Source organism: Bacillus cereus group sp. MG20 (assembly GCF_040459885.1).
Taxonomy (GTDB): domain Bacteria; phylum Bacillota; class Bacilli; order Bacillales; family Bacillaceae_G; genus Bacillus_A; species Bacillus_A cereus.
On sequence record NZ_JARVHF010000001.1, the window covers coordinates 921,624 to 947,160 of the forward strand.

Genomic DNA, 25,537 nt, shown 5'->3' on the forward strand with positions numbered 1-25,537 from the left:
TGCTCTTTCTGTTTTTATTTTTTATGTCCATGCAAATGATTACACGGAGAACATTGAAATGGAATCTTATCTAAGCAATTAAAGTTTGTTTCGCAAATTTGTTCAATCGTTGGAACAAATGGAATGACAACTATGTTACTTTCTACTATTTGTGTAACAGGTGGCAATACTGTGCCTACTTGATGTTCAAAACGAATACTCGCTTGATTTATATAATTTCCTGAACCATTTGGTGCGCTCTGTACTGCTACTTGGAACGAAACTGTCCTTGCTTCACCAGGATTTAAACTTCCGATAAGAAACCCTACTGCCGGGCTTACATTCGGCACTGGCGTATTATCAACCGTTACACTTCCAGGAACAAATCGAACACTACTATCTAACATATCTTGAAAACGAATATTTTGCATTACAGTATCACCCGTATTTGTGATGACTGTCGTAAACGTAATGACATCCCCAATTGTTGCTACCTGTAAATCTGCCGTTTTTACGACTGTCGTTGAGACATTTTGAGGAATAAACGGGATAACAACTGTATTACTATCACCTTCAACTACTACTGGCGGCTCATTCGGATTTACAATTGCAAGCCCATTCGCTGTAGCAGTATTTGTAACTAAATTATTTACTTGCCCACCTATTATTACAACTTGGAAATTAATAATTGCTGCATCATTTGGCTGAAAATCACCTAACGGAATACCAGTATTCGGATTAGCAAATGGAAGAGGTACATCATTTACCGTTACCGTACCATTTATAAATAGCGTATTCGGATCAATGATATCTGTTAACACAATATTGGTCACAGGAACTGTACTATCATTTATAACAGCGATTCCGTAAGTGACAACATCCCCTATCATTGCTACTTCAAAGTTTGCTCCTTTTGCAACAAATAAGATTGCAGTATTTACCGTCACTATAACTGTATTGCTTGTATCCATCACTGTAACTGGCGGCTCCCCTGGTACTAAAATATATTCTGCTAACGCCCCAGCAACGTTCACTACTGTACCACCATCCGGAAAACTTGTAATCGTAGCTTCATATGTTACAAGTGCCGTCTCACCAACTGGTATATCAGGTATCGTAAATCCAATCTGCGGATTTAACCCCGGTTGCGGAACCCCATTTATCGTTACACTATTTGGAACGAAATCAGCTTCCTGAGATAGCACATCGATAAATTGAACATTCATTGCATCAGCAGTACCAGTATTTAATATACGAACAGTATACGTTACCGTTTCTCCTACACCAACAACTGAATGGTCTACTTCTTTTAGCATATCTAAGCTGCCTCTATTTACCGGCGTAACCGTCGTATTACTTGAATTTGTAATTGTAGACGGAGGTTCTCCTGGAATCAATTCGAAATCACCCGTTACTCTTGCTGTATTCATAATGCTACTAGAAGGCGGAACTGCGATTACATTTACTTCAAATGTAATTAATACACTATCCCCTACTGCAAGATCAGGCAATGCAAAGCCTACAAATGGATCTAAACCTACTTGCGGAATCCCATTTATTTGTACACTTCCAGGAACGAATTCTAAACTAGGTGATGGAACATCGATAAACTGAACATTCGTTGCTGTTACCGTTCCCGTATTTGTAACTTGCACACTATACGTTAACGTATCTCCTAATCGTGTCGCTTCTTTATTTACAGATTTTATAACGCTGAATCGTCCTCTATTCACTCTAGTTATCGTCGTATTACTCGGCTCTGTTACTACAACTGGTGGTTCTCCTGGCACTAAAGTAAAGCTTCCTGTTATATTTGCAACGTTCGTAATTGTTCCTGATGACGGGATGTTTGTAACTGTCGCTTGAAACGTCACTATAACTATTTCACCAACTGGGATATCTCCAACTCCAAATCCAGTAATCGGATTTAAGTTTGGTTGCGGGGCTCCATTTATCGTTACACTATTTGGTACAAATGACGCTCCTGCTGAAATGGTATCAACAAACTGAACAGCATTAGCTGTTACTGTTCCTGTATTTGTTATTTGAACCGTATACGTTAATATATCTCCAACGAGAGTAGCAACCCTATTTACTTGTTTAATAACATTAAATTGCCCTCTATTTACAGTTGTAAGTGTTGTATTGCTCGGCTCTGTTACTATAACTGGTGGTTCTCCTGGTACTAATACAAAACTTCCAGTTACATTTGCCGTATTGGCAATTGTTCCGTTTGATGGCGCACTAACAACGGTTACTTGGAAGATGACTTCTACACTTTCACCTGGATTTATATCTGGAAGCGGGAATCCGTTATTCGGATTGAATCCAGGTTGTAACACACCATCTATCGTTACACTGTTCGGCACGAATGCTATAGAGGAAGGTAATACATCACTATATTGAACATTCGTCGCTGGCACTGTCCCTGTATTTTGAATTACTGTTGTATATGTGATTGTATCGCCTACTGCAACAACCGGCTGACTTACTGATTTTAAAACATTCAAACCAGGCTCATTGATTTCTGTTAATGTCGTATTACTTGTCGTTGTTTCCGTAATAGGCGGTTCTGTTTCACTTACAGCAAATGTAGCTGTAACGTCTACAAAATTAACAATCGTTCCACCTTCTGGTATGCTTGTAACCACTTCCTGATATGTGACAAGTACAAAATCATCGACAGGTATATCTGGAACTGTAAAACCAATGAAAGGATCTAATCCTGGTGCTGGTACCCCGTTTATGCTCACACTTCCTGGTACAAATGCTACACCCGCGGAAGTAGTATCGATAAATTGAACATTCGTCGCTGGCACTGTTCCGAAATTAAAAATCAATACATCATACGTTAATATTTCTCCTACCGTCGCTACTTCTTTATCTACTAGTTTCAATGGAAAAATAAACGCTATATTAATTGTCGTAACGACTAAATTTGTTAATATCGTTTCCGTAATCGGTGGTTCCTGCGGATTTGGTTGTGAAGTAAATGTAACATCTGCATCATTTAATATGACTTCATTATCTGGAATTTCTGTAATCGTCACTTGGAATGTGACCTCAATACTTCCACCAGCGATTAATAATGGAGTAACTGTAAATCCTATTTCTGGATTTAAACCAAGTTGCTGCACTCCACCTATCGTTACACTATTGTCAACAAACGTCGTTCCTTCTGGTATGACATCTTGGAAGAACACATCTGTAACAGGGATAATTCCTACGTTTGAAATGAGCACAGTATACGTTAATACATCCCCAACGGCCCCAGTTGCAACATCAACTGTTTTTGTTGCAGTTACTTCACCAGGAGGAGGTAACGGTATTGTAACTACCGTTGTATTACTTGAATTCGTTGTTGTTACAGGTGGCTGTAAAGGATTTAATAAGAAAGTGGCTGTAGCAGATGCTGTATTTAATACTGCTCCACGTGTAGACGGTGCAACTACCGTAACTTGGAACGTTACTGTCAATGATGTTCCAGCTGCAATATTAGGAAGCGGGAAACCAACATTTGGGTCAAATCCAGGTTGTGGCGTTCCATTTATCGTTACACTATTTGCTACAAAAGTTGTTTCTAAAGCAATTGGATCAAGGAAAGAGACATTCGTTGCTGTTACTGTACCGTTATTTCGAATGACAACAGAATACGTGTAAGTTTCTCCAAGTGCTGCTTGTTGTACAGATGAAGATTTTTGTATATTTAACTGTGCTGTGTTTACTTGCGTCACTACAAAATTACTATTTGTAACAGTCGTTATTGGAGGGTTTGCTGGATTTATAAGAAAACTTGCAGTAACGTTCGATTGGTTTCTTATATTTCCACCGCTCGGAACACTCGTCACTGTAACTTGAAACGTAATCGTAGCCGTTTGCCCGACCGGAATATTTGGTACTGGGAAACCTAGCATAGGATCCGCGCCTTGCTGTACGACTCCATTTATCGTCACACTATTTGCTACAAAGGCAGTACCAGACGGAATTGGATCTTGAAAAACAATATTCGTTGCAGGAACAGTTCCTGTATTTTGAATAAGAATCGTATACGTTAACGTATCTCCTACACCGGCTTGTGGTGTATTTACACTCTTCATTACATTAAGTGATCCTACATTCACTCGCGTCACAACAATATTACTAATCGTTACAATTGTAATTGGTGGCTGAAGAGGACTTACTTGGAAATCAGCAGTGACATTCGCATTATTCGGAAGAACTCTATTTGGTGGTACACTCGTGATTGTCACTTGGAAAGTAACTGTTACCATCCCTCCTACTGGAATATTAGCAAGTGGAAATCCAGTTGTCGGGTTTAAACCTGGTTGAGGTGTCCCGTTTATTGTTACACTATTCGCTACAAAAGTGGTTCCAACTGGAATCGGATCAAGGAATGATACATTTGTCGCTGTCACCGTTCCACTATTTTGTATACGAACTGTATACGTTAACGTATCTCCTACACCGGCTTCAGTAGCACTTACACTTTTCATTACATTTAACCCTGAAGAATTCACGATCGTCATAACAGTATTACTTGGTACTGTTACAGTAATCGGCGGCTCTGTTGGATTTACAAGGAAATCTCCAGTTACATTCGCATTATTTACAACATTATTTCCTTGGGGAATTTCATCAATTAATACTTCAAATGTAACAATAACACTGGCGCCAGTAGGCAAATTATTTAATGGGAATCCAAGTTCTGGATCTGCCCCTTCTTGTAAAACACCATTCACAACTACACTATTTTCAATAAATAATGTCCCTTGGGGAATTGAATCTTGGAAAAATACATTCGTAGCTGGTACACTACCTGCATTTATGACTTCTATTGTATATACTAAAATATCCCCTACTGTTGCAACATCCGTATTGACTGCTTTCACAACTTCAAAGTTTCCTGATTGTACTGTCGTATTCACAACATTACTCGGTACATTGATTGTTACTGGTGGTTCATTCGGATTCACTTGAAAGCTTGCTGTTACATTTGCTTGATTTAAAATATCTTCATTTTCTGGATTCTGTACAATTACTACGTCAAATGTGACTACAACCGTTTGAGCCGCAGGAATATTCGGAAGAGAGAATCCTGTATTCGGATTTAGTCCACTTTGCTGTACTCCATTAATTGTTACAGAATTTGCAACAAATGAAACAGCAGAAGAAATAGGGTCTTGGAAAAATACATTTGTTAACGGAACATTCCCTGTATTTTGGACGGCAATTGTGTACGTTAAAGTATCCCCTACCGCCGCTTGCGTTGTATTTACTTCTTTTATTACATTTAAACCGCCTGTATTAACTTGTGTCACAACTGTATTCGTTTGTCTATTAATTGTTATCGGTGGCTGATTCGGAATAACGACGAAATTAGCAGATACATTTCCGCGATTCGCAATCGTACCTCCCGATGGTGTAGATGTTACTCGTACTTGAAATGTAACAGTCCTACTTCCGCCAGGAGATATATTAGCTACTGTAAACCCAGTCGCTGGATTTACCCCAGGTTGTGAAACCCCATCCACAGTCACACTATTTGCGATAAATGTCGTTCCAATTGGGATCGGATCTTGAAAAATAACGTTCGTTGCAAGTACATTTCCTGTATTTTGAATTGTTACCGTGTACGTAAGAACGTCGTTAACCGTTGCAAAAGCTTTATCCACTGTTTTTCTCGTTGTTATATCAGCTATATTAATTGTTGTAACTACAGTATTACTTGTCGCTTGCCCTGAAACTGGTTGTTGACCAGGCACTGGAGTAAAGTTAAATGTTACACTCGCACGGTTTGGAATTGGATTGACAAGAGGGTTCGATGTTACTCGAACTTGAAAGCGCACTACAGTCGTTTGCGATGCATTAATACTTCCAAGATTAATACTACTTGCTGGATTCGCTCCTGGACGCGCTACTCCATTTACCGTAACGCTATTTGCGACAAATGTTGTTCCAGCAGGGATACTATCAACAAAAATAACATTGTTCGCAGTGACGTTTCCATTATTTGTGACATTAACTGTGTACGTTAATACATCATTAAGTGTTGCCGTCTGTAAATCTACAGATTTTTGCATACTAATAGTTGCTTGGTTCACTGTCGTTTGTACTGTGTTTGAAGAAGACGTACTTGTAATAGGAGGACTACCAACGAAGGGACGGAATTGATATGACACCATTGCACGATTTAAAATAGGATTGGGATTCGGGAATGATGTTATTCGAACTTGAAATGTAACAATTCTTTGCGTGTTATTTGGGATTGTACCTAAATTAATTCCATTAGCAGGGTTTGCATTCGGCTGTGTTACTCCCCCTACCGTAACACTACCTGCAACAAACGTCGTTCCGTTCGGAATACTATCACGTAATACAACGTTTTCTGCACTTCCTGTTCCTGTATTTGGGACCGTAATTGTATAAGTGAGAGTATCCCCTACCCCCGCGACTGTTCTATTAACTGATTTAACAGGATTAATAATTGGACCTGTTGCATCAATTTGAACACCAAAACCAGCTGCTGCGTATCCATCTCCATTTGTAACAAATCGAACCGTTGCTGATGTTTGACTGTTTACTAAAGATGAGGAGGCATCTACATTCGTAATATCCCACCCTTGTCTTCGGACGGCCAAAGCTACCCCTAACGGCTGATTCAAATCTCCAAACGTGCCGCTCGTATCTAAATTTCCACTATCATTACAAATTTGTGACTGAAAGAAATTATTCGCAGGATTTCTCGGTCCGAATAATGCAACTGTAGCATTTGCATTCGGCCCAAAGCGAAGTTGATCTCCAACAATGTTAGAATCACCTTCTTGAGCAGTTACGAGCACTCTTCCTGTAACAGCTCCTGTTGCCGGCGTAGCAAAACCTGAAATTGTAGCATCAACTGGCGGGGATGAAGCATCGATAATTTCTTGACCTGCATATACTGACAAATTTCGAAGTGGTAAACTTGCATTTTGATACACAACCTCAAGCGTCCATCCAGCTGAACGACTGATTGTTGGGTCGGCTGAAGTTCTTGCAGCTGGCACAGCACCCGTTGTATATGTGCCTGCTCCACCTGCACTAACAAGATTTGTTACATTGGCAGAGCGAGCATAATAAAACTGATTTCCTACTGAACCTTGCTGCGCGGTAGCAGGATCTGGCGTAACAGAAAACGTCCCTGCTGGCGTTGTAAATGTAATGTTATCATTTAAAAATGGTAACACATCTTCCGTATCAGTCCGGAAAGTACCAGCCCAAACTAATTCTGCATATAATACACTGCTTCCCGCTGGAAGATTTAAAATTGCACTTGAAGAATTCAATTGCCATTCATCTGTTGTCCCTGCTGGGAACCCTGGTACTTGCAATGCTGTATTTACTGTCGTAAACACAGCAAGTGTACCAAAAATATTACCTGGTGCAGGTGATGTAGGGCTAAGTCCCAGCGTATTCCCAGTAAACGTGACGGCACCAGGTACTGTTGTCGTAAACCTATTTATAAAAGGCACACAATCATCTCATTTCAATTATAGTAAAAAGTGCTCTATACTATAAAATGTAGACAAACTATACAATGTACGTTGTCCAACAAAATTCCGCACATATGGGAGGGGTTTATAAAACTATGCGCTACGTTATCATAACAGGAACTTCACAAGGTTTAGGTGAGGCAATCGCTACGCAATTATTAGAAAAAAATACAACTGTCATCTCTATTTCTAGAAGAGAAAATAAAGAGCTTACAAAACTTGCAGAGCAATATAACAGCAATTTCATTTTTCTTTCCCTAGATCTTCAAGATGTACATAACTTAGAAACTAACTTTAAAGAGATCATTTCATCTATTAAAAAAGACAATGTATCCTCTATTCATTTAATTAATAATGCGGGTACAGTTGCACCTATGAAGCCAATTGAAAAAGCTGAAAGTGAACAATTCATTACGAACGTTCACATTAATTTACTTGCACCTATGATTCTTACATCTACATTTATGAAACATACGAAAGACTGGAAAGTAGATAAACGCGTTATTAACATTTCATCTGGTGCAGGAAAAAACCCTTACTTTGGCTGGGGCGCTTATTGTACAACGAAAGCTGGTGTAAATATGTTTACACAGTGCGTAGCAACTGAAGAAGTAGAAAAAGAATATCCAGTAAAAATCGTCGCTTTTGCACCTGGTGTTGTTGATACTAATATGCAATCACAAATTCGTGAAACAAATAAAGAAGATTTCATAAATTTGGACCGCTTCATTGCATTAAAAGAAGAAGGAAAACTATTATCACCTGAATATGTTGCGAAAGCTATTCGTAACTTACTAGAAACTGAGGACTTCCCTCAAGGCGAGATTATTAGAATTGATGAATAACAAAAAGGTGTGCTAAAATTGCACACCTTTTTGTTTTACTTCTCTAAAAATATAAGCACAGACTCCGCAATTTGCTCATAACCAATTTCTTGATAAATTTTATTCGATATCGGATTCGCTAAATCAGTATATAACGTAGTCGTCTTGTATCCTTCATCTAACATACGTTGACTAAGTGCCGCTACACAATTAGATGCGTATCCCTTTTTCCTTGCTTCTTTCGGCGTGTATACGAAATTAACTGTTATATTATTTTTAGTTGGTCTCGTTTTTGCAGCTACAGAAACAAGTTTCCTATCTACTTCCAAACCAAACAGTCGATTTGTAGTTATTAATGTATGCGCAGTTTGTTTTGCTTCTTCTTTCGTAGTAGGAAGCTTTACGTCTTCACAAAATTGATATATCCACTGTTCTATTAATGGTAATTCATCATTATTTACCGCCCGGAAAAGTCCATTCGCATTACACTTCTTCTTTACTCTGTTCAGCTCATACACACCTTGCTCCATTGCAACATTCATTTTCTTATTTTCTAATACCGCAATCTCTTCCGCTAATTTCTGTACAATTTTCTTATTACCGATCAATCCAGGAATATCTGGATATACTTTCGTTAACTCTTTTGCAAGTTCCTCAATAGCTACTCCCGAAATTTCAGAAGTTGCAACAATGATTTGTTTCTTCTCTTCTGTTTGCAGAAATACAACCGCAATGTCTTCTCCTTGTTTCGCTATCCCCATAAATATCGGTTCTTGAACCATTTGTAATACACCTAATATGAGATTGTTTTCCTGCTCATTCTTTTCTAGAAATGGTGTAACATCTTCTTTAAAATGAAAAATCTCTTCATATACATGTAATTGAATCATCGACAATCTCTTCTCTCTATTTATATTTTAATTAAGTATTGGCGATTAATTCATTAAATCCCTCTTTTACGATTCAATAATATTCAAAGCTAATGTATTCAAGGCATTTTCAGCTTGTAAAATTCTCTGTTTTTCCTTTTCAAATACATCTTCTTCTTTTCGAAAGGACTCTTTTCGATTTTTAATCATACGCTTCATTTCTTTTTTACTCGGTCCACCGTATACATTTCTTTTTTGAATAAAAGCTTCTGGCGATATAATTTCTTTCCACTCTTTTTCTAATAAATTTATTTTAAAATGTTCTTGCAAATACATATTTACATCTTTGAAGTGTAATTCATGTAGTTCTTTTTTCTGCTCCAATGACATATTTGCAATAGCACTTGCTGCATGATGAGCATGCCGAAATGGAATTTCATAATTTTTCGTTAAAACATCAGCGAAATCCGTTATCGTTATTGCATGTTTATAGGAACGACTTTTTAACGTTTCTTCTTCTACTTTCATCGTTAGGATCACTGCATTCATCATACAAAAAACACGAATCGCCTTTTCAATCCCTTTATATAAATATGGCTGCAAGTCATCTTCCGTATCGACAATATCACCAAATGGTGTATTATGAATCATTTGAAATACTGTAAATGCTTCTCCTAAAGCACTACTCGTAATTGCACGAGCGTGTTCAATTGAAACCGGATTTCGTTTTTGCGGCATAATACTACTAATTTGTACATATGGCTTTGCAACAGTAATACCGTCATATTCTTTCGTTGCTAACAACAAAAAGTCATGAATCCATCTACTCGTATTCGTCATCATTACCATAAGTAGCGAGCTAACTTCTAATAAATAATCCGCTCCGGCAACAGCATCATATGAGTTCTCAATTACAGTTGTAAATCCAAGTAGATGAGCAACTCGTTCTCGTTTAATCGGGAAACTTGTTGTAGAGAGTGCAGCCGCCCCCATTGGAGACTGATTTAAAAGCTGGTACGTTTTTTTCATTCGTTCTAAATCTCTTTGCATCGTATCATAAATTGCTAAAGTATAATGACCAAATGTTGTTGGCTGTGCCGGTTGTGTATGTGTATAAGCTGGCATGATCGTTTCCTTATGATCATCAGCAAGTTGCAGTACACTTTCTTGCAATAGCAAATAATGTTCCATTAATCGTAATATATACCACCTTAAGCTCATGCGATACATCGTTACACCCATATCATTTCTACTTCTACCAATATGCATATTACTTACAAAATCGCATTTCGCTTCTTGAGAAATTAAATGTTCGATTAAAAAAAAGAGGTCTTCATGCTGCTCTGTATATACCAATTTATCTTTTGGTATTCGCTCTACTTTTCTAAGTGCGTTTAATATAACTTTAGCTTCTTCTATTTTCATTAAACTTTCTTCAGTCAGCATCGTAATATGTGCTTTATGCACTTGAAACATATCTTTCAATAAGTAATTTCGTTGAAAATCAAATACATGTTGTAATACACAATCCACATATGTTTTTCCAGGGAAATCAGCGCCTTCACTCTTTATAAACTCTTCCTTACTCTGTTTCATCACCTTTTCCCCTCTCACCTAAGTATTACTACCCATCATACCCATTGATAGAAAAAAAGTGCCTGTACATAAAAATAAACTCGGTGCTCTCTGCACCGAGTTTATTTAATAAAAGTCGCATCATACTTATCACTTTGCAACACTTGGAAATGTAAGTTTGCTAAATGTTTCCGTATTTCTGCACTATCGTCTTCATTTAAATTGTTCGCCAAAAACACAATTTCTGTACAGTTTCCACGTTTATCCATAGCGTAAACCGCTTTTGTAACCGTCCATGGTGTGTAACCATTCTTTTGTCCAGCATGTCTAAATGTTTTACGGTATTTCTTAGCACTCATGTCTGTTTCAACGATATTTGCCCACACTTTTTCTTCAGCTTCTGTCAAGCCACCTTTATGGTTTGCCTTTTGAAGTAATACCATATAATCATTTGCAGAAGCTGCTGGTAATCTATCTGACCAAATTTTGTCGTAACGTTCCTCTAAATAAAGCGGAATTTCCTTCTGTAATAATGGTCCCTTCTTCTTTAAGCGTTCATGAATAATCATCGAATATTCACGATATTGCTCTTGAGACATTTCTTTTAACTTTTTCTCTATTTTATATTTTGGAACATGTAATTCTTTATGCAAATATCCCGGGATATACAAAGATGAAACGATTGGAAATAGTGGTTGATGTGCAGGAAGTGATAAACTTTGTAAATTTCGATTGATGTTGTCTAATCCTAACAATTCCATTAAGTATTCAGCATTTGCATTCGAACTAAACTTAACCATTCCTTTTGCCACTTCTTCTAAAGAAACCGCTCCTTCAGTTATCTTGCCCGTCTTCTCCAAATACTTTTGCCATCTATCTTGTGCACCACCATCTGTATTCGGCACATAATAGCGATTCACATCGTTAATCGACACAAAACTAGACGAATCAATTTTCCCTTCAGTAACTTGTTTCGTATATTCAAGCGCCACAATTAATTTCATCGTACTTGCAACTGGCAATACAACATTTGGGTTTACAGAATAAACAACTTTATCATTTCTCTTTACTAGAAGCGCACTATTTTTTTCATCTTTATGTTCTTCAATAAAAGATGCAATATACTGTGCATCATCATTATTTGAACTCCACACTTTTTTCACTAAAAAGTTACCCGATATTAGCAAAACAAAAATACCCACAATTACTGCGCATACTATAGTTTTTTTCAAGTAAAATTCCTCTCCTATTGTGTAACTCTTCTCTATTTATCATTTAAAAAACAAAATAATGGAGATGGTCATTTAAATAACCATCTCCATTATTTTAACTTGTATGCTCCTATTATGTCTACGTCATAAATTTCACAAAATCCTCAAGAAACTTTTTATAATGTAACGACCAACCAATTCGCACCCAATTTTTTAATGCTTTTGCATCAGGTTGAGGCCGAAAATCAGCAATACTCTCTCCTTTTGCAATTCCAGCTGTATCTACATCGACACGACGATATACATAGTCTAAAAGAGATGGATTTGCCGCAACCATCATTGTAACGACGTCATGTACTGGGCTTCCTTTTATTTTCGGATTTAACTTTCTATAAGCTTTATAATAATACGTAAATATCGGCTCGATTAACTTATTAAAACTCGTTTTAGAGTGTTTCGTAATATATTTTACCATTTCCGGCGTAATAATTGCTTCAGATGTAACGTTAAGTGGTACTAATGTCACATTTTTAGCATTTTGCATAACTAATTGCGACGCAATCGGATCACCATGAAAATTCGCCTCTGCGACTGGTGTTACATTGCCAGGCATTAAGAAAGCACCGCCCATTATATAATATTCTTTCACATACTTCATCATCGGCTTTTCTAAAATAAATGCCGTCGCTAGTGTTGTTGATCTACCAGCATCGACTATTATTAATTCCCCTTTATATTTTTCAAGAAGATCAAAAAATGCACAAAAAGGCTTTATATTTGGCGAAAAAGTTTTTGGAGGTTTAATTGGCCCTAAACCGTCTGCCCCATGAATTTCTGGATAATACGTTGTAACATCTCCGGATAAAGGAATTTTCGCACCATTAATAACAGGTATATCTTCCCGTCCTGCCATTTGCAATAAATATGCGGCATTACTTGTCGCCTTTTCTTGTGTTACATTTCCATATCCCGTTACTACTCCAACAATATCAATATCAGGATGCAACAATCCATACATAATTGCTAAAGAGTCATCTATGCCTGGGTCTCCTAAAAATAACACTTTTTTCATCGACCTCAACTCCATCCCCTCAGTTGTTATTAATTTATGAATAAACGTGGATATACAGAATAAAAAAGAACAAATTCATACGAAAAAACGCAGTCTTATAAGGACTACGTTCTTCAGCTAACCTATACTGTTTTTTTTACAGCACTCATACTTCCAATAACATAAGCGATAAACGCAAAACAAATTGGGAAGACAACTGTATGTATACCGAACGGATTTGGATAGAAAAGATGAATACACATATATGAACCTACTCCAACGAAAATGGAAGCAAGCGCTCCTGTAGCATTTCCTTTTCTCCAATATAACCCTAATACGATTGGCCAAATGAATGCTGCTTCTAATCCACCGAAAGAAAATAAATTTAGCCATATTAAAAAATCTGGTGGTTTAATCGCCGCTGCATAAACGAGTAGCCCTACAATACCAGTAATCCACAAACTTCCTTTTTTTATCGTACTGTCTGCTGCATCTTTATTTATGTAATTTACGTATATATCTTTAATAATTGACGAGCTTACAAGTAATAATAAAGAGTTTACTGTAGACATAATCGCCGCCATTGGTGCAGCTAAGAAAACTCCAGCTAACCAAGGTGGCAACACTTCCATCGCGAGTAGCGGCATTACTTTATCTGGTACCGTTATACCTGGAAGTACTACTCTTGCAAATACACCTGTTAAATGCATACCAATCATAATTGTACCAACGACAACTGTTCCAATTATTAAAGCTTGGTGCATAGCTTTTGAATTTTTATAAGACATGGCACGCACACTAATTTGCGGTAAACCTACAACGCCAATTCCAATTAAAATCCAAAATGATGTAACATATGATTTCGTTAAACTGCCATCTGCTCCGAATGGTGTAATTAAATTTGGATTAATTTGAACAAGTTCCTGCATAATCTTTTCAATTCCACCACCAGCAATGACAGTAGCAATTAAAATGATTGTCGTTCCAACTAACATAATGATTCCTAATAATGTATCTGATAGCGCGACTGCACGAAATCCACCAATTAATACGTACACAAGTACAGAAAAAGTAAATAAAAATAGTGCTGTTGTATACGATAGACCCGTTAGTGACTCGATTAATCGTCCACCGCCGACCCACTGGGCTACTGTCGCTGAAAATAAAAAGATAATAATACATAACGCAGAGAGTATAACAACTGCTTTATTATTGTATCTCCCTTTTAAATAATCGATAAGAGTAATTGCTTCCATCTTCCTAGCAATAATTGCAAACTTTTTACCGATAACCGTTAAAACGATATATCCTGTTACAACTTGAATCGCAGATAATAGTACCCATCCAAGCCCCATATTGTAAGCAATACCGGGACCACCAATAAAGCTACTTGCACTACCGTACGTAGCAATCATTGTCATCGCTAATAATAAACCGCCTAACTCACGCCCACCAAGAAAATATTCTTGTAAAAATTTATTATGTGCTGTTGCTTGCACGCGTCTTGAAGCATATACACCAATTAAAAATACAACGATAAACGAAATTATCATTGGAATGATTACATACCAATTCATCTATTATTCCTCACTTTTTTCTTCCTCATCGAGTGAAATATCTTGAAATACAAAACGAACAACTAAACTAAGTAAAATAACCATAACGATAAATCCAACGATACAGCTATAAAAAAACCATGCGGGAAAACCTAATACATATGTATATTCACTCGGATCTTTACTACCAAGCCCATAAGCAAATCCGTACCATATTATAAAATTAATAATAGCAAGTCCAAGACCAATTAACGCTTCTCTATGGGCTATTCGAAAGCGTGGATCATCATGATAATCTTTCATTTTTCCCCCTCCTCTCACGATGTATTATTGTACCATTGTTCTTCTAGTTTTTCCTACTAGAAAGCAAAAACAAGCAGGATTTTTTATAATCATATAGAAGCTTCTCTTACATTACATATTTTTTACAATTGTAACACAAATGAAATTTGAATTTTCAGTATTTATTAATTATGATTTTAATTAGAGGCTTTCCATCTAGTTTCCACATCCTTGATTTCGGAATAAGCGCCGTCTCGTACTGCGTTTACATTATATTTTCAAGGGGGTTATACAATGAGTCAACTAGCTGTAAATCTTCATGAAAAGGTAGAAAAGTTTCTTCAAGGTACAAAAAAGTTATATGTGAATGGATCTTTCATTGAAAGCGCTTCCGGCAAAACATTTAAAACACCTAACCCAGCAACTGGTGAAACACTTGCCGTCGTTTCTGAAGCTGGTCGCGAAGATATTCATAAAGCTGTAGTCGCAGCTCGTATGGCTTTTGACGAAGGTCCTTGGTCTCGTATGAGCACTGCTGAGCGAAGCCGTCTCATGTACAAGTTAGCTGATCTAATGGAAGAACATAAAGAAGAGCTTGCACAGCTCGAAACATTAGATAACGGAAAACCAATCCGTGAAACAATGGCAGCAGACATACCACTTGCAATTGAGCATATGCGCTATTACGCTGGATGGGCTACGAAAATCGTTGGTCAAACAATTCCTGTTTCCGGTGATTACTTTAACTATACACGCCATGAAGCTGTTGGTGTCGTTGGTCAAATTATCCCTTGGAACTTCCCGCTTCTTATGGCAATGTGGAAAATGGGAGCAGCGCTTGCTACAGGATGTACAATCGTTTTAAAACCTGCAGAACAAACTCCACTATCTGCTCTATACTTAGCTGAATTAATTGAAGAAGCTGGATTCCCGAAAGGTGTTATTAATATCGTACCTGGATTCGGTGAATCAGCTGGACAAGCTCTCGTTAATCATCCACTCGTTGATAAAATTGCATTTACCGGTTCTACTCCTGTCGGTAAACAAATTATGCGACAAGCATCCGAATCATTAAAACGCGTTACACTTGAATTAGGCGGTAAATCACCAAATATCATCTTGCCAGATGCTGATTTATCTCGCGCGATTCCTGGTGCACTTTCTGGTGTTATGTTTAACCAAGGACAAGTATGCTCTGCTGGGTCACGCTTATTTGTTCCGAAGAAAATGTATGATAATGTCATGGCTGATCTCGTCCTCTATTCTAAAAAACTAAATCAAGGTGTCGGTCTTAACCCTGAAACAACAATTGGTCCTCTCGTTTCTGAAGAACAACAAAAACGTGTAATGGGCTACATCGAAAAAGGGATTGAAGAAGGCGCTGAAGTACTTTGCGGAGGTAGTAATCCATTCGATCAAGGCTACTTCGTTTCTCCTACAGTATTCGCTGACGTAAATGATGAAATGACGATCGCAAAAGAAGAAATTTTCGGTCCAGTTATTTCTGCAATACCATTTAACGATATTGATGAAGTAATTGAACGTGCAAATAAATCACAATTCGGCTTAGCAGCTGGTGTGTGGACAGAAAGTGTTAAAACAGCACACTATGTTGCAAGTAAAGTACGTGCTGGTACAGTATGGGTAAACTGTTATAACGTCTTTGATGCAGCATCTCCATTTGGAGGATTTAAACAATCCGGTCTTGGTCGTGAAATGGGATCTTATGCATTAAATAACTATACAGAAGTGAAGAGCGTTTGGCTTAACTTAAATTAATGAGAAAGAACCTGACCTATCCGGTCAGGTTCTTTCTCATTATGTATTCCTTTAAACTTGCAGTCCTCCGCTCACATTTAATACTTCTCCTGTAATATAGGATGCGTATTCTGATGCTAAAAAAGCTGCTGCGTTTGCAATATCTTCTGGCGTTCCAATTCTACCAACTGGAATCGCGCCAACCATCTTTTCTTTCACTTTATCTGGTATCGTTTTTGTCATATCTGTATCCATAAACCCTGGACAAATCGCATTACACGTAATACCGAAACTTCCAACTTCTTTCGCTGCCGTTTTCGTTAAACCTACAACGCCTGCCTTCGTAGCCGCATAATTTGCTTGACCTATGTTTCCTTCTCTACTAATTGAAGATATATTAATAATGCGTCCATACCCTTGTTGTCTCATGTAAAGAAGCGCTGGTTGCATACAATAAAAAACACCAGTTAAGTTCACTTGTAATACTTGTTCCCAAGCAGACTTCTCCATTTTATGTAACATTGCATCTCTTGTAATCCCGGCGTTATTCACCAAAATATGTAATGTACCGAATTTTTGAACCGCATATTCAATTAACGACTTCGCTTCATTTTGATTACTCACATCACATCGATATGAGCATACTTCATATCCTTCGTCCGATAATTCACGTGTCGTTTTTTGTAGCTTCTCTTCATTTACATCGCTAATTAATACTTTCGCCCCCAGCTTTGCATAAACCCTTGCAATCTCTTTTCCAATTCCCTGTGCAGCTCCTGTTACAACAGCTGTTTTCCCATATAAAAACTCCATTCCTATCCCCCATTTCTATTACTTATACTGTATATTTCGGCTTTTTACTTTCCAATTCCTCTTTGTATAAAAAAGTCTATTTGTGTCAAACTAACTTTGCAACGTCGCATAAAGTGCAAGGAGATTATGTCGAATGAACAAAAAGAATTTCAAACAAAGCAAAGCAACTGATGGCATTGATGTTGAGTTCTCTCGCGAACTCGCTGACCACAATGACTTAGAAGCAAACGCACGTGCAAATGCCGCTGATGCACGTCAAAAACGCCAATCAACCGAAAAATAAGGTACATCACAACCTTATTCTTTTCAAAAGGGACCTACTACCCAACAAAATAAACCGAGAGACATCTCTCGGTTTATTTTCTATATTTTTTTGCATAATGAGCCAAAGTAAGCAACGGATATATATGAGCATAACTATGATAACAAATATAAAACCCACCTGGTAAACCTGTTCCAGTAGGATATTTTTCATTTATATAAGGGTTGGAGAGCAAATATGAAATACCTTTTCGAATGACTGGCGTTTCTTTATCATAGTAAGAAATGAGGGCATCTAACGCCCATGCTGTTTGGGATGGTGTACTAAATGGTAAAGTAACGAACCTTTTCTCCACACTACTGTGGCAAGATTCTCCCCAGCCACCATCTTCATGCTGTATATGTTCAAGCCATAAAGCTGCTCGTTTCAATGATGGATCGCTAGATGGTATTCCGAGTGACCGTAAACCCGTCAACACTGCCCACGTACCATATATATAACAAATCCCCCATTTCCCATACCATGATCCATTTTCCTCTTGTGCATTCGTTAACCAATTTATCGCACTTTGTTTTTGTTTCTCAGGCAATTCGTTTTGTCCATACGTCCCGAAAAACTCTAGCACTCTTCCTGTAATATCTGGTGTAGAAGGATCTGTAATCATATCACTCGCATTTTCGATTGGTAAATTTGCTAATATACGGCTCGTTACCCCTTTTTCAAAAGCTCCCCAACCACCATCATTATTTTGCAATCCTTTAACCCAATTAACCGCTCGCTTCCAAGCATTGTCTACATTTTCGTTCCCTCTACTTCGCGCCAATGCTCTTAACACAGCAGTTGTATCATCAATATCTGGAATCGTCGTATTCACATCCGAAAAGCCCCAACCACCTGGGAAGAGATCCGGTGCATGTACACTCCAATCTACTTTCTTTGTTTGCTGTTTTCTTAGTAAGTACGCTGATGCATTTTGAATCACTTTACTTGCTTTCGGAACTTGAGCTTCTTGCAAAGCATAACTGAGTAAAGCTGTATCCCATATAGTTGACGGAGAGTTTTGCAAATGGCTCCCTCTTTCCATCTTCCATATATAAGATGTAATTCCCATTATAGCCTTCTCAATAATTGGTGATTGAATAGAATGTCCTAATGCAAGTAAAGCATAAATCATATAAAACGAAGCAGTTGCGTAACTATATAATGTTCCATTTTCATCAATACGCTCTTTCATAAAACGTTCTACTTCCTCATATCCTTTATGATGCAAAGAAAGTGGATACGTTATAATTTTCTTCACGTCACTTGCTAACGTTTGAAAAACTGGAGACCGATCCTCTCGAAACCATTCTCCGCCCCCGCCTGCAATGTGATTTAAATTTGGCAATAACTTTTTCCCTACTCGAAACCTTTTATTTAAGCACAACATCATCGGAATTAAATGAATACGTGCTGAGCTACTCAATTCAAATATACTGAGGGGGGAATCATTCTGTAGAAACATGATTGGTGTTGGTAAATGGAAGAGTGAAGGATATTCATATTCTCCATGAATCGCTAATAAAAACTTCGTCATAAAATGAGCACGCGCCACGCCTCCGCGTTCCTTAATAAAATTTTCCGCTCGCTTCATATTCGCATCTTCTTTTGTATATTTTTCCGATGCAAGTAAGGCAGCATAAGATTGAATTGTAGCAGATAAATTACCACCCATTTCATCTTCATACAATTTCCATGTTCCTTCATTTGTTTGAAGTGATGCTAATCTTTTTACAAAAGGTTCTATCTCTTTATCTCTACCTAATAATTTTAATAAAAAAATCATATGACAATCTGTTAGTGGCGCTCCTTCAAAACAAAACTGCCACGTACCATCTTGCCGTTGCATTGTTTGAAGTGCAGTTGTTCTTCTCGCTATTTCTTCATGCACTTTTTCATATAATAACAAGTTACTCACCCACCCTTTCGAAATCCGTATAACGATATTCAAAAAGGTAGCTGAATATGTATAAAAACAAAGAAAAGCAGAACATATAAAATGTTCCGCTCATAAACAATATCCTACTCCGACAATAATCCCTAATAAAGCACCAACTACTACTTCATACGGTGTATGCCCAACAAGTTCATTTAACTTCTTATATTCTGTTTGTCTACCGTGAAAAAACTCATTCAATATTTTTGCTTGTTTACTTACTGCAAGCCTTACTCCTGAAGCATCATACATAACAATAATGGCAAAAATAGTAGCAACCGCAAACATCGAGCTTTCCACACCTTCTACTACCCCAACTCCTGTAGCAAGCGCTGTCACTGTTGAAGCATGAGAACTTGGCATCCCACCTGAAGCAAAAAACTTTGCAAAATCAAATTCACCCGTTTTGATTAATTTAAAGACTACTTTCGTTAATTGTGCTAAAAACCATGAAATTACAGCGGCCATAAGCGGATCATTATGTAAAATTGTTTCCACGTTCTCAGCTCCCTACTAGCTATGATGGAAATCCTATATAGTATCAGTATAAAGAAAAATGCGTAGAAAATACTACGCATTATGATACTTTTGCTGATTTATTTTTTATAAATTTCGGTTGTTTCTGCACTAAGAACTTTGTCTTCGCTACCGAGAATACAAATAAAGCAACCCATATACAGAAAAATGCAATCATATGTGTGGATGTGAAATGTTCACCAAATACAAATACACCTAAAATTAAGCTAATTGTTGGCGCAATATATTGTAAAAATCCCACCATATAAAGCGGAATAAGTTGTGCTCCTTTTGCAAAATAAAATAGTGGTAATGCCGTTACAATACCTGCTCCTATTAAAAGTAACGTTGATAACATTGAAATAGATCCAAATGAGCCGAAACCATGGGCGCCTGTCATAACAAGATAAATGATTGCAAACGGTGTCACTAACATCGTTTCCATCGTAAGTCCAATTGTAGCATCATAATTTAATAGTTTTTTCGTTAATCCGTATAATCCAAATGAAAAAGCAAGTGAAAGAGAAACCCACGGAATAGATCCGAAACGTACTGTTAAAATGACAACCCCTACTCCTGCTAAACCAACTGCAACATATTGCCAAAAGTTTAACTTTTCCTTTAAAACGACTGTACCAAGTAAAATACTAATAAGCGGATTAATATAATAGCCAAGACTCGCTTCAATAACATGATTATGATTAACGGCCCATATGTAAACAAACCAGTTTCCGCTAATCAAGACTGAAGCTATTGTTAATGACATTAATAATTTAGGTCGTTTAAAAAGATTCACAAATTCCCCAATAAACTGGCGAAACCTCTTCGTAACACCTAATACAAGTAACATAAAAACAAACGCCCAAACGATGCGGTGTGCTAATATTTCATCTGCTGGAACTTCCTCAACCCATTTCCAATAAATCGGTAGAATTCCCCACATCGTATAAGCACCAGCCGCATATAGTATCCCTTTTTTTTGCTCTGCTGATTGACTCCCCATCTTCCTTTTTCTCCTCTTCTCATTTTTTCTCCATTATACGGTCTCACATGCTCACTTTACCAATAATCAATCTGCATTTCTTTCGACATTTCTCATACAACGAATAATAAACATACCGTTATTACAACAAGTAACGGTATGCCGAAAACAAATTTCTTTTTATGAGTTTTATGATGAAACATATACATACCAATCCAAGCTCCAACTGCTCCCCCAGCTGCCGCTGATAAAAACAGCGTACTTTCTGGCGTTCTCCACTGTTTCTTCTTTGCTTTTCGTTTATCAAGCCCCATAAGGCTAAAAGCTATAACGTTAATAATAAGAAAATAAATCCATTTCATCGCTTTCTCTCCTTATGAAAAATTCGCTTAATGGTAACACGAAAAAACGCCGGAAACAACTGAAGAACTCTTTTTATCAAACTAGTTTCATTCCTTTTTCTTAATTAGTTACCTTCATATTTACAAAACCAACTAAAATCGCAATTAAAGCATTTAAATAGAAAAATGTTATGAGCAGAATCTTATATTTCATTACATTCACCCACTACCATATCATCAAAAAAACTGCTCTCAATCACTTTCTCCTCAAAATGAAGAACTACAATTAGCCCTACATATAAAGAAACCAAATTTAGAAACCATTCCCCATTCTCATCTTTCTTAGCTAAGCATTTAAATATCTCTTGAAATTGCATACGCTCGTCTGCAGCAACAATCGGACGCACACCAAAATATTTCAATACGAGATTCAGCTTCAACTGCACGGATAATGATAAAATATATTTTAATAGCTTCGTATACTCTGTACTATCTTTTTGACTATACAACTTCACAAGCTTTGGATGTAAATTCGAAATCGATAATTCCTCGTCAGTCACTCTAGTTACTTCTATCGTTTCAATCATCTTTTTCATATCCATCACATTCACCCCTTCTGAAAAAATTCTAAAGCCAAAAAGTACTTAATTCAAAATGTGCAATAATTGTGCGTTTCTCGTCTCTCGTTCTTCCTCACTGACTAAATCATACTTTTTTAGAAGGTGAAAAATATCATTTAATAATTTCTGCGAATGATTACCTTGTAAAAAACTCTTTAACTCTTTAAAGATCCCTTCAGGTAAAGAATTCTTTTGACTTTCGAGCTTATTCATTACATCTTCAATAGAATGATCTATATTACACGCCATACTAAACTTCCCCCTCTATCCTTTATAAATAATATCCTCCGCTAACGATGTAAACACTTCTCCTACAAGAGAGTCTTCATCATATACAGATGAACCGTTATTTTCTTCTCGTTTTGCAAAAGGTATTTGCGCAATCACTTCTGTTTGCAATTGTTCTGCTAACATTTCGCCGCCGCCTTTTCCGAACAGATAATTTTTCGATCCATCTTGTTCTTCATAATAAGCCATGTTTTCCACAATACCTAAAATCTCGTGTTTCGTATGTTTTGCCATTACACCGACTCTTGAAGCAACGAATGAAGCTACATTGTGCGGAGTTGTAACAATTATTTCTTTCGCTTGCGGAATCATCGCTGCAACATCAATCGCAACATCTCCTGTACCTGGTGGTAAATCAAGTAATAAATAATCTAATTCTCCCCAGTGCGTATTCGCAAGGAAATTTTGAATCCATTTATTTAGCATCGGACCGCGCCACATAACTGGGTTATTTCCTTCTGTAAAAAATCCCATCGACATGATTTTAACACCGTGACTAATGACTGGAATTGCCGTTTGATCAATCATCGTTGGTTTCGTATTCGTTTCCATCATAGCTGGAATACTAAAACCATATATATCCGCATCTAATATCCCCACTTTTTTCCCCATACGAGCTAGTGCAGTTGCAAGATTAATTGTCACCGTTGATTTTCCAACTCCGCCTTTTCCGCTCGTTACAGTAATAAAACGTACTCCTGACTCCGGGCGAAGCATACTCGGCATACCAGTTTCTGTTCTAGTATTTTTCTTTAACTTCTCTGTTAAAGCTGCACGTTCTTCTTGTGTCATAGAACCAAATGTTATCTCCACTTTAGAAGCACCAATTGCGTAAAGTGATTCTTCAATATCTTGTTGAATTTTTGCTTTTAACGGACAACCTTGGATTGTTAGTACTACTTCAAGTTTAACCTCTGTTCCGTTCATTTGTATATTTCTAACCATATTTAATTCTACAACACTTTTGTGTAACTCTGGATCCTCTACATGTTTTAATGCATTCATTATTTGTTCTTGAGTAAGCATGGAACTCATCCCTTCTCTTATTCTAATTTATATACAACATCTTCTTGGCGCTTCATCTGGTGAAAAAGCTTATTACCCGCCGCTAACGGGCGGGATTAATGCGACTATATCTCCAGCCTTTATCATCTCTTCATTCATTACAAACTCCTCATTAACAGCCACCATCACTTTATCCAGCGATTGTAAACAATAGCTGACTTTGAGCCATTCTTTTAATTGCTGCACTGTCATTTCTTGCTTTTCTGAAATTACTAATCGATCCGATCCAACTTCCTCACGCAAATTTGCAAATAATAAAATTGTAATCATTTTCTCATTCTTCCTCCTTTGGTTTTCCTTCTGGATATGGTGTGTTTTCAAGTTGATCTCCAATCCACATCGTTCCATCTTCCCAAAATTCTTTTTTCCAAATTGGAACAATTTGTTTTATACGTTCAATCGCGTACTCATTCGCTTCATAAGCTACTTTACGATGCGGTGATGAAACTGCTATGACTACCGCAATATCCATTATTTCTAGCCGCCCTACACGGTGCGTAATTGCTACTTTTGCATCCGGCCATCTTTCACTAATCTCTTCACCAATTCTCATAAGTTGTTTTACTGCCATCGGTTTATATGCTTCATACTCTAAATGTAGCGTTCGTTTTCCTTTTGTTAATTCTCTCACCGTACCAATAAATGTTGTAATCGCACCTGCTTCCCTTCTTGCGACTTTATTCGTTACTTCTTCAACTAAAATCGGATTATCTACAATTTCAAATAGCGCTTGTCTCATTAGAACCACCTCTCACTTTATGAAATGTCCAAGGCCATTCACTACCTTCGTTATCTTCTAATAAAAGAACATCAACAAACATATCTTTTTTATATCCTCTTGTCCCGCCCGGCAATACGATAAACGCATTTGATTCTGCCAATGAAGAAACTGAGCTAGATTTATCAAACCCTGATGGATAAGCGATTAATTTCCCCTCATCATATTGCAATTTTGCTCGTACAAATCTTGTAAATGGATTCGGTTTTAGAAAATCTTCTCCTAATAACGCTTTTTCTCTTTTTAAATGTACTTTTTCACTAAACATATACGTCCGAATACACGGTCTTACGAATAATTCAAACCCTACGTAACAAGCGGATGGATTTCCTGATAAACCAAATAATAACTTGCCATTTAATTGTGCTACGGTCGTAACACTTCCTGGTCGCATTGCAACTTTATTAAAAAGAACAGATGCACCTAACTTTTCGTAAATAGCTGGTAAATAATCATAATCTCCTACAGATACACCGCCGGTTGTAATTAACATATCTACTTGGCCAAGCGCTTCTTTCACAGCTGTAAAACACGTATTAAAATCATCACTAAACTTCCCAAAATATTTTACTCTGCCACCCGCTCTTCGAATTTGAGACAATATCATGTACGTATTACTGTTTCGGATTTTCCCTGGCTGTAATGAATCATCGACATCCAGTAATTCACTCCCAGTCGCTAACAGTCCAATTACAGGCTTTCTCGCAACTGGTACTTCACTATAACCGAATGTAGCAAGAAGAGCTGAAATACCTGGATTAATGTACGATCCTTTCTTTGCAAGAACCGTTCCTTTACGAGCATCTTCACCTTGAAAAGAAATATTGTCGCCCGTTTTGAATGATCGCTTCACTTCCATATAATTGTTGCCATTCTTCTCATATTGACGAGTCAGCTCTAACATAACAACCGCATCACACTCATTCGGAATTTGTGCTCCCGTCATAATTCGAACTGCTTGAAACGGACCTACTTTCTCATGGAATAGCGATCCTGCACCAATTTCACCCACTACTTCAAATACAATTGGCGTTTCATAACTTGCTAAATTAGTATCTTCTGCTCGAATAGCAAATCCGTCATACGGCGAACGATTAAATGACGGTACATCATGGTCAGCTACTAAATCCTCTGCTAATATACGTCCATAAGCTAATTCAATTGGTAATAGCTCCTTTAAGCCTTTATCAGCAAATCCCATCACTTTACGAACAGCTTCTTCAAACGTAATTGGCACTCTTCTTTCCATTGTTGACACCCTCT

Annotated in this window: 21 protein-coding genes; 3 read left to right on the forward strand and 18 right to left on the reverse strand. The window is 37.3% G+C overall.

Annotation, left to right across the window (positions count from 1 at the left end; all coding sequences use genetic code 11):
* Positions 1–14 precede the first annotated feature (14 nt).
* Positions 15–7,487 (reverse strand): DUF11 domain-containing protein, encoded by a 7,473-nt coding sequence (locus QCI81_RS04670; RefSeq protein WP_071731375.1) that lies wholly within the window; start codon positions 7,485–7,487, stop codon positions 15–17.
* A gap of 116 nt (positions 7,488–7,603) precedes the next feature.
* Between QCI81_RS04670 and QCI81_RS04675 the strand changes: the two genes are divergently transcribed.
* The gene (locus tag QCI81_RS04675; RefSeq protein ID WP_001271067.1) at positions 7,604–8,353 is read left to right on the forward strand and encodes a (S)-benzoin forming benzil reductase; all 750 of its coding nucleotides are present in this window, start codon (positions 7,604–7,606) and stop codon (positions 8,351–8,353) included.
* 35 nt (positions 8,354–8,388) lie between these two features.
* Here the strand turns inward: QCI81_RS04675 and QCI81_RS04680 are convergent, their stop codons facing one another.
* The 6 genes from QCI81_RS04680 to QCI81_RS04705 all read right to left on the reverse strand — a co-directional run bounded on the left by QCI81_RS04680 (position 8,389) and on the right by QCI81_RS04705 (position 14,897).
* Positions 8,389–9,222 (reverse strand): GNAT family N-acetyltransferase, encoded by an 834-nt coding sequence (locus tag QCI81_RS04680; RefSeq protein WP_000615371.1) that lies wholly within the window; start codon positions 9,220–9,222, stop codon positions 8,389–8,391.
* 66 nt (positions 9,223–9,288) lie between these two features.
* Entirely contained in the window at positions 9,289–10,797 is a 1,509-nt protein-coding gene (gene argH, locus QCI81_RS04685) for an argininosuccinate lyase (protein ID WP_353810625.1), read from the reverse strand.
* A gap of 101 nt (positions 10,798–10,898) precedes the next feature.
* Entirely contained in the window at positions 10,899–12,008 is a 1,110-nt protein-coding gene (locus QCI81_RS04690; RefSeq protein ID WP_000751368.1) for a serine hydrolase, read from the reverse strand.
* 118 nt (positions 12,009–12,126) lie between these two features.
* Positions 12,127–13,059, reverse strand: a complete 933-nt coding sequence (locus QCI81_RS04695) for a nucleoside hydrolase (RefSeq protein WP_000756465.1) — start codon at positions 13,057–13,059, stop codon at positions 12,127–12,129.
* Between the two features lie 122 nt (positions 13,060–13,181).
* A complete protein-coding gene (gene panF, locus QCI81_RS04700; RefSeq protein ID WP_001104824.1) occupies positions 13,182–14,615 on the reverse strand; it encodes a sodium/pantothenate symporter in 1,434 nt (477 codons plus the stop codon).
* A gap of 3 nt (positions 14,616–14,618) precedes the next feature.
* Positions 14,619–14,897: a YhdT family protein gene (locus tag QCI81_RS04705; protein WP_000656237.1), complete on the reverse strand. Its 279-nt coding sequence runs from the start codon at positions 14,895–14,897 to the stop codon at positions 14,619–14,621.
* 273 nt (positions 14,898–15,170) lie between these two features.
* On the opposite strand from QCI81_RS04705, the gene dhaS reads away from it, so the two are divergent.
* On the forward strand, positions 15,171–16,655 hold the full coding sequence (dhaS, locus tag QCI81_RS04710) for an aldehyde dehydrogenase DhaS (RefSeq protein WP_000080280.1): 1,485 nt from the start codon (positions 15,171–15,173) through the stop codon (positions 16,653–16,655).
* A 51-nt stretch (positions 16,656–16,706) separates the two neighbouring features.
* Here dhaS and fabG read toward each other — a convergent pair whose 3' ends face one another.
* Complete coding sequence (gene fabG / locus QCI81_RS04715) at positions 16,707–17,447, reverse strand: 3-oxoacyl-ACP reductase FabG (protein WP_000395352.1); 741 nt, start codon at positions 17,445–17,447, stop codon at positions 16,707–16,709.
* Positions 17,448–17,580: 133 nt separating this feature from the next.
* On the opposite strand from fabG, the gene QCI81_RS04720 reads away from it, so the two are divergent.
* Positions 17,581–17,730 (forward strand): YfhD family protein, encoded by a 150-nt coding sequence (locus tag QCI81_RS04720; RefSeq protein ID WP_001035815.1) that lies wholly within the window; start codon positions 17,581–17,583, stop codon positions 17,728–17,730.
* A gap of 73 nt (positions 17,731–17,803) precedes the next feature.
* Here QCI81_RS04720 and QCI81_RS04725 read toward each other — a convergent pair whose 3' ends face one another.
* The 10 genes from QCI81_RS04725 to QCI81_RS04770 all read right to left on the reverse strand — a co-directional run bounded on the left by QCI81_RS04725 (position 17,804) and on the right by QCI81_RS04770 (position 25,523).
* Positions 17,804–19,657, reverse strand: a complete 1,854-nt coding sequence (locus tag QCI81_RS04725; RefSeq protein ID WP_000928139.1) for a terpene cyclase/mutase family protein — start codon at positions 19,655–19,657, stop codon at positions 17,804–17,806.
* Between the two features lie 99 nt (positions 19,658–19,756).
* On the reverse strand, positions 19,757–20,182 hold the full coding sequence (locus QCI81_RS04730) for a divergent PAP2 family protein (RefSeq protein ID WP_000447817.1): 426 nt from the start codon (positions 20,180–20,182) through the stop codon (positions 19,757–19,759).
* Between the two features lie 79 nt (positions 20,183–20,261).
* Complete coding sequence (gene rarD / locus QCI81_RS04735) at positions 20,262–21,203, reverse strand: EamA family transporter RarD (RefSeq protein WP_000535541.1); 942 nt, start codon at positions 21,201–21,203, stop codon at positions 20,262–20,264.
* Between the two features lie 92 nt (positions 21,204–21,295).
* Entirely contained in the window at positions 21,296–21,544 is a 249-nt protein-coding gene (locus QCI81_RS04740; protein ID WP_000871349.1) for a DUF1294 domain-containing protein, read from the reverse strand.
* A gap of 182 nt (positions 21,545–21,726) precedes the next feature.
* Entirely contained in the window at positions 21,727–22,125 is a 399-nt protein-coding gene (locus QCI81_RS04745; RefSeq protein WP_000367304.1) for a hypothetical protein, read from the reverse strand.
* A 42-nt stretch (positions 22,126–22,167) separates the two neighbouring features.
* Positions 22,168–22,392: a hypothetical protein gene (locus tag QCI81_RS04750; protein WP_000752378.1), complete on the reverse strand. Its 225-nt coding sequence runs from the start codon at positions 22,390–22,392 to the stop codon at positions 22,168–22,170.
* 15 nt (positions 22,393–22,407) lie between these two features.
* Complete coding sequence (locus QCI81_RS04755) at positions 22,408–23,457, reverse strand: P-loop NTPase (protein WP_000957515.1); 1,050 nt, start codon at positions 23,455–23,457, stop codon at positions 22,408–22,410.
* Between the two features lie 72 nt (positions 23,458–23,529).
* The gene (moaD, locus tag QCI81_RS04760; RefSeq protein ID WP_000628502.1) at positions 23,530–23,766 is read right to left on the reverse strand and encodes a molybdopterin converting factor subunit 1; all 237 of its coding nucleotides are present in this window, start codon (positions 23,764–23,766) and stop codon (positions 23,530–23,532) included.
* Between the two features lie 4 nt (positions 23,767–23,770).
* On the reverse strand, positions 23,771–24,235 hold the full coding sequence (locus QCI81_RS04765) for a molybdenum cofactor biosynthesis protein MoaE (protein ID WP_001248110.1): 465 nt from the start codon (positions 24,233–24,235) through the stop codon (positions 23,771–23,773).
* The gene (locus tag QCI81_RS04770; protein WP_071731378.1) at positions 24,216–25,523 is read right to left on the reverse strand and encodes a molybdopterin molybdotransferase MoeA; all 1,308 of its coding nucleotides are present in this window, start codon (positions 25,521–25,523) and stop codon (positions 24,216–24,218) included. The genes QCI81_RS04765 and QCI81_RS04770 overlap by 20 nt, the downstream gene beginning before the upstream one ends.
* Between the last annotated feature and the right edge of the window lie 14 nt (positions 25,524–25,537).

Coding starts and splice junctions, on each gene's coding strand:
- QCI81_RS04675 (WP_001271067.1), top strand. CDS start 7,604: ATGCGCTACGTTATCATAACAGGAACTTCACAAGGTTTAGGTGAGGCA.
- QCI81_RS04680 (WP_000615371.1), bottom strand. CDS start 9,222: ATGATTCAATTACATGTATATGAAGAGATTTTTCATTTTAAAGAAGAT.
- argH (WP_353810625.1), bottom strand. CDS start 10,797: ATGAAACAGAGTAAGGAAGAGTTTATAAAGAGTGAAGGCGCTGATTTC.
- QCI81_RS04695 (WP_000756465.1), bottom strand. CDS start 13,059: ATGAAAAAAGTGTTATTTTTAGGAGACCCAGGCATAGATGACTCTTTA.
- panF (WP_001104824.1), bottom strand. CDS start 14,615: ATGAATTGGTATGTAATCATTCCAATGATAATTTCGTTTATCGTTGTA.
- QCI81_RS04705 (WP_000656237.1), bottom strand. CDS start 14,897: ATGAAAGATTATCATGATGATCCACGCTTTCGAATAGCCCATAGAGAA.
- dhaS (WP_000080280.1), top strand. CDS start 15,171: ATGAGTCAACTAGCTGTAAATCTTCATGAAAAGGTAGAAAAGTTTCTT.
- fabG (WP_000395352.1), bottom strand. CDS start 17,447: ATGGAGTTTTTATATGGGAAAACAGCTGTTGTAACAGGAGCTGCACAG.
- QCI81_RS04720 (WP_001035815.1), top strand. CDS start 17,581: ATGAACAAAAAGAATTTCAAACAAAGCAAAGCAACTGATGGCATTGAT.
- rarD (WP_000535541.1), bottom strand. CDS start 21,203: ATGGGGAGTCAATCAGCAGAGCAAAAAAAAGGGATACTATATGCGGCT.
- QCI81_RS04740 (WP_000871349.1), bottom strand. CDS start 21,544: ATGAAATGGATTTATTTTCTTATTATTAACGTTATAGCTTTTAGCCTT.
- QCI81_RS04745 (WP_000367304.1), bottom strand. CDS start 22,125: ATGGATATGAAAAAGATGATTGAAACGATAGAAGTAACTAGAGTGACT.
- QCI81_RS04750 (WP_000752378.1), bottom strand. CDS start 22,392: ATGGCGTGTAATATAGATCATTCTATTGAAGATGTAATGAATAAGCTC.
- QCI81_RS04755 (WP_000957515.1), bottom strand. CDS start 23,457: ATGCTTACTCAAGAACAAATAATGAATGCATTAAAACATGTAGAGGAT.
- moaD (WP_000628502.1), bottom strand. CDS start 23,766: ATGATTACAATTTTATTATTTGCAAATTTGCGTGAGGAAGTTGGATCG.
- QCI81_RS04765 (WP_001248110.1), bottom strand. CDS start 24,235: ATGAGACAAGCGCTATTTGAAATTGTAGATAATCCGATTTTAGTTGAA.
- QCI81_RS04770 (WP_071731378.1), bottom strand. CDS start 25,523: ATGGAAAGAAGAGTGCCAATTACGTTTGAAGAAGCTGTTCGTAAAGTG.